This window comes from Spirosoma sp., assembly GCF_048594605.1.
GTDB lineage: Bacteria > Bacteroidota > Bacteroidia > Cytophagales > Spirosomataceae > Spirosoma.
Window position 1 is genome coordinate 1 of the sequence record NZ_JBMDWV010000102.1, and the last position, 5,033, is coordinate 5,033.

Consider the following 5,033-nt stretch of genomic DNA (forward strand, 5'->3'; position numbering starts at 1 on the left):
ATCCCGAGTCGACAGATTGTATTTCTGGGTCATTTCGAGGGCTTTCCCCTGCATTTCCAGCGCATGCCTTCTTTGCGTAAACGCCAGCAGAAGATCATGGTAATGTAAGACTTTATCCCGGTTTTGATCCTGTTTCTCCACCGAAATCAGCTCTTGTAGAGCAAGTGTTATAGCGGGTGTATGGACATTCAAAAAATTCAACTGCTCAAGCACTTTTTTGGCTTCCTGCTTCCTGCCCAACCGTAGTAAACTTACTCCTTTGTACACCAGACCATCCTGCCACAGCAAAAGAAAGTGAAGTTCAGGGAAAGTGTGCTGGGCCGAATCGAGATAAGCCAGCGTCTGCTTATAGTTTTGCTGATAAAAATTCATCCCTGCCAGTACAATATAGGACGTAGCTTTCCGACGACCTTTTGTGTACTGATCGTATGAAATCTGCTTGTGTATTGCTCGTATGCTATCGGCGTATACAGAACGAGGTTGCCGAATAAATAAACTTAGATAAGCCCTCTGTTTGAAGGAGGATATGGTGCTTATACTGTTGACTAGTTCAGAAGGAATAGTAGGCAATGCACTAACCGTGGCCCGAGCACTATCGCAATACACCAGGGAATGCGTCGGTAAACCAAGTAAATTATAGAAATAAGCAAATTGTGCATAGAGTTTGTTAATAAATCGATTATTCGATTCCTTGGCTATGGCCAGACCAAGCTGGCAACTGTTTATAGCTTCCGTAAAGTCGTCGTTCTCAAATTGGAAAAACGACTTTAAATAATACCCTCTTGACAGTTCTGTTTTATCAGTCGGCCGGTGTTTTTTTAATTCGCTGATATAAGTATCAATATACTTAATATTGGCAACAACGTTGGTATGTTCCGTTTGATAGTTTCCTTTACGTCCTGTTGCAGTAACAGCCCTACCAGAATATAAATTGTCATTATCATACAGAGTCCCACAAATACCTAAGAGGAATTTCAGCCGATCCTGTACATTCGCGATCGTAATATACCTTGGCCCAAGCTGATAGCAAAGGGAGCTCAATTCATGGTATTCAACTGCCCCCCAGCTTTTTACGGTGCTTCTATTTATTAATACTTTCTGAAACTCATTAAGAGTTAGTCGTTTGTAGTCAACAGGACGTAGTGAATCGGGAAGCGACTGATAGAGATGTTGACTTATCTGGCCGAATGTAAACTTGGTAGAAAAACAGGCGATAAGCAATATAATACTGGAGGTCAGACCAATACTTTTCATCCGTGTTTATCTAGAAGAAATAGAAGTATATATGTTGAGATTCTTTTTGCATTTTAATGTCTATTTAATTTTTCATATGGCAAAGATAATAAATGCACATATTTATAGATGTATTGTATAGTTAATTAATCTTTTTGTTTTTCAGAATTGTTTATTTTAAGTTGTTTTTTTTAGTATGTATACTAAAATGGTATTTTGTTGATAATACGCTCTGGTTAAGTTGTCAAAATCGCCATTTCGCTTAGCTTTATTCAGGCGTAATCCTTTTATATGCCACCGATACAACCAATTTAAAATGGAGTGCACGTATCGCATTGATCGGTCTGAGCAGCAATAAGTGAGCGCTATAGAACTGGTGCTGTAAGTATTGGCAGCGAATTCAAACAAGTATGATGTAGAAAAACTGCCAGCATCGAGTTAGTGGCTACGATGCTGGCAGTTTTAGTGTCCGCCTGAAAGACGTTGACAGGTACATATCAGGTTTCTGTTGAACAGTAGATGCCCAATTAAGGGGCTGTCAGCAGTAAAAAGCTAAATGAGTGGATAAATGAAAACTAGCCGCAGTAACGTATCAACGTTACCGATCTATTAAACTTGGACTCATCCAGCGTTGTGCTACGTTCAGCGTATAGGCCAAAAACGCCCGGGCTGTTCGTTCATAGATTTCGTGGCCAACAAATCGGCCATGTTCATCCAGATTTTTATCGGTTTCGTGAGATTCGTACAGCTTTGGCGACACGATGGAGTAACTGTTCGTAAAGCTAATCAGCTTGTTTACTACGGTGGTCATATCCAGTGCGGGCTGACGGCCTCCACGTCCATTTGATATGCCGACCATTGCAAATACTTTATTATCAAACAGATGCTTGAACGTTGGGCCTCCAAGCTGATGAACAGCATTGGTAGCCTGGGGAGGGGCTGTCCAGTTGTACTCGGGCATTGCAAAAAGTACCAGATCGGCGGATTCCCAGGCGCTTATGAGCTCCCGTTGAAAGGAGGTCAGGGTTTCTTTTTTCAATGAACCTTGCCCCACAAACGGAATATCGTACTCCTCAAACGTTACTATGGATACCTCGTGCTGACCTTCTTCGGCCAGTACGTGCCGGAGGTAATTAACAAAACGCAGTGAGTTACTGTTTTTGCGCGACGAGGTGGAAATGAGGGCAATTTTCATTGTGTTCTAGTCAAAAATGCAAGTAAAGAACCCCGCCATTTGGCCTTTAGTTTCACCATGATTAGCGTAGCAACACTTGCAACGTTTATGGAATTACAGGAGTCTTTACATCATAACATAAGGCTAAATGATCGTATACTGATGAAAACGATGCTGGGGTTGTTGATGCTAACAGGCTGTGTTTATGCGCAGTCGCCGACACAGTTGATTCGACGGGACACGCTTCCGGAGGGAATGCCTCCGGATCACATACCCAATGCCCGCCCGAACAATTCGTTTTATCGATACCATACAGACCCCAAGAACGTAATGCGGGCTTCGCTGGACAATATGCCAATCAAAGTTCCTGACTCATCGGTTACGTATTTGATGGAACAGAAACCCCTCCGCTACCGTCAGCCTGCCGAGCCACCTATGCAATTTCTGAAGCCGATGCCTCGCATTGTTCCCAAGCGGTTTCGATAACTAACGTAGCGCCCGGGCAAGATCAGCGATTAAGTCCTCGGCATGTTCAAGGCCGACAGAAATACGTAGCAGATTTTTTGGCGTTGACGAATTTGGCCCTTCGACACTCGCTCGATGTTCAATTAAACTCTCTACACCACCAAGACTCGTGGCACGGATAAACAAGTTTAACTTACCAATAAACCGGAGCGCTTCGTCCTGACCACCTTTCACCTGTACGGAGAGCATCGCTCCCGGCGCGTTCATCTGCTGACGGATAATAGCCCGATCGGGATGGTTCGCCAAACCCGGATAATGTACTTTCTCGACAGATGGATGACCATCTAAAAATTCAGCGATCGCCTGTGCTGTAGCTGTTTGTGCGCGCACACGGACCCCCAGGGTTTTAATGCCTCGGCTTACCAGCCAGCAATCGAATGGCGACGGCACTGCGCCGGATAAGCCCTGTAAGGTTCGCACGCGTTGCGTGAAGTCATTATCCTGTTTAAAAATCAACGCTCCGCCTAGTACGTCGCTGTGGCCGCTAAGGTATTTGGTCGTTGAGTGCATCACTACGTCGCAGTTTAGATCGAGCGGACGCTGGAGTACGGGCGTTGCCCACGTATTATCGCACACACAAATGGCGCCTGCGTCGTGCGCCAGCCGACTTACCGATAGCAAATCTGTAATGTCGAGCATTGGGTTGGAAGGCGTTTCACACCAGACAACGCGCGTATTTTCGTGAATTGATGCTTTAATAGCGTCTAAATCATTCATGGGAACACGCGTATATGTAAGCCCCCACGGATGAAAAACCTGTTCAAGTAAAGCGGGCGTACCGTAGTACGCATCCGTCGAGAGCAAGACGTGATCGCCCGGACGTAGCGCCTGAAACAGCGTCATTGTTGCTGCCTGACCCGACCCGAACGCCATACCAACCGATCCTCCTTCAAGAATGGCCAGTGCTTTTTCGAGTGCCTCCCGCGTTGGGTTGTTTGGGCGGGCATACGTATAGTTAGCAGGGAGTTCATTGGCCTCATTGCGGGCAAACGTCGTTGACAGGTGGATAGGAGCCACCACATCGCCGGTTTTGGAATCGGACTGATGCGAAGCGCGGAGGGCAAACGTATCGAAATGCATACAGAGTCAGGTTCGTAAGCGAACGGAATGATTTTCCATGCAACAGTAGAAAGCGAAAGAAAGTTGACTCAACAAGGCTGGAGCTAGAGAGAACCGCTGGTAAATTTCTTGGATTAATATGTCCGACGTAGCAACTCGTCTGCTACATTTAAGTCGTCGTATGCAAGCATACTATTACTATGGAACAAACGTATCAAGCCCTGGCCTTCGAACAGACAAACGGCGTAATGACCCTTACGTTGCTGGGGCCTGGAAAAGGAAATGCAATGGGACCGGAATTTTGGGAAGAGTTGCCCAAAGCCATGGACGAGATCAACCGAATGCACGACGTACGCTGTATAGTATTTCGGGGCAGTGGCGATCATTTTAGCTATGGGCTCAACATTCCGCACATGATGCCTCGACTTGGTGCCATGACGACCGGCACGGTACTGGCGCACCAACGTATGGATCTGATGGCGCAGATTCGGCAGATGCAATCCGGTTTTCAGAAAATGCATGAATCGCCCAAGCCGGTTATTGCTGCTGTGCACGGCTGGTGCATTGGGGGGGGAGTGAACATGATTGCGGCCGCCGATATCCGACTCTGCTCCCGCGATGCTACGTTCAGCCTTCGGGAAGCCAGGCTCGCTATTACCCCCGACATTGGTGGCTTACAATTTCTGCCGACAATTATCGGGCAGGGCTTTACGCGTGAGATGGCATTTACGGGTGCCGACTACGATGCCGCCTTTGCCGAACGTATCGGTCTGGTCAATCACGTGTACGATACGCCCGATCAGCTATTTGAAGCGGCTACTACGTTGGCTCAACAGATTGCCGATAACCCGGCTACGGCGGTTCAGGGAGCCAAACGCGTATTGAACTACAGCCTGAACAAATCCATAGAGGACGGCCTGCAATACGTAGCGGTCTGGAATTCCAGCCAGCTTCAGTCCGACGATTTCTCCGAAGCCATGCAGGCCACAATGGAAAAACGTAAAGCCGAGTTTAATAAAAAATCGAGCCGAGGTTATTAGCT

General features: G+C 46.7%; 5 protein-coding genes. 2 read left to right on the forward strand and 3 right to left on the reverse strand.

All coding sequences use genetic code 11. The features are described 5' to 3' along the window. Positions 1 to 1,254: tetratricopeptide repeat protein (locus ACOJS8_RS05830; RefSeq protein WP_420147593.1), on the reverse strand; the 1,254-nt coding region annotated here is incomplete at its 3' end. A 577-nt stretch (positions 1,255 to 1,831) separates the two neighbouring features. After that, positions 1,832 to 2,428, reverse strand: a complete 597-nt coding sequence (locus tag ACOJS8_RS05835; protein WP_420147594.1) for an NAD(P)H-dependent oxidoreductase — start codon at positions 2,426 to 2,428, stop codon at positions 1,832 to 1,834. A 141-nt stretch (positions 2,429 to 2,569) separates the two neighbouring features. On the opposite strand from ACOJS8_RS05835, the gene ACOJS8_RS05840 reads away from it, so the two are divergent. Continuing rightward, a complete protein-coding gene (locus ACOJS8_RS05840; RefSeq protein ID WP_420147595.1) occupies positions 2,570 to 2,893 on the forward strand; it encodes a hypothetical protein in 324 nt (107 codons plus the stop codon). On the opposite strand, the gene ACOJS8_RS05845 is transcribed toward ACOJS8_RS05840, so the two are convergent. After that, positions 2,894 to 4,012: a trans-sulfuration enzyme family protein gene (locus ACOJS8_RS05845; RefSeq protein WP_420147596.1), complete on the reverse strand. Its 1,119-nt coding sequence runs from the start codon at positions 4,010 to 4,012 to the stop codon at positions 2,894 to 2,896. Between the two features lie 179 nt (positions 4,013 to 4,191). Here ACOJS8_RS05845 and ACOJS8_RS05850 point away from each other — a divergent pair, with 179 nt between their 5' ends. Further along, on the forward strand, positions 4,192 to 5,031 hold the full coding sequence (locus ACOJS8_RS05850; protein WP_420147597.1) for a crotonase/enoyl-CoA hydratase family protein: 840 nt from the start codon (positions 4,192 to 4,194) through the stop codon (positions 5,029 to 5,031). Positions 5,032 to 5,033 lie beyond the last annotated feature (2 nt).

Bases quoted from the DNA above. Each gene is read 5' to 3' on its own strand.
- ACOJS8_RS05835 (WP_420147594.1), bottom strand. From the start codon at position 2,428: ATGAAAATTGCCCTCATTTCCACCTCGTCGCGCAAAAACAGTAACTCA.
- ACOJS8_RS05840 (WP_420147595.1), top strand. From the start codon at position 2,570: ATGAAAACGATGCTGGGGTTGTTGATGCTAACAGGCTGTGTTTATGCG.
- ACOJS8_RS05845 (WP_420147596.1), bottom strand. From the start codon at position 4,012: ATGCATTTCGATACGTTTGCCCTCCGCGCTTCGCATCAGTCCGATTCC.
- ACOJS8_RS05850 (WP_420147597.1), top strand. From the start codon at position 4,192: ATGGAACAAACGTATCAAGCCCTGGCCTTCGAACAGACAAACGGCGTA.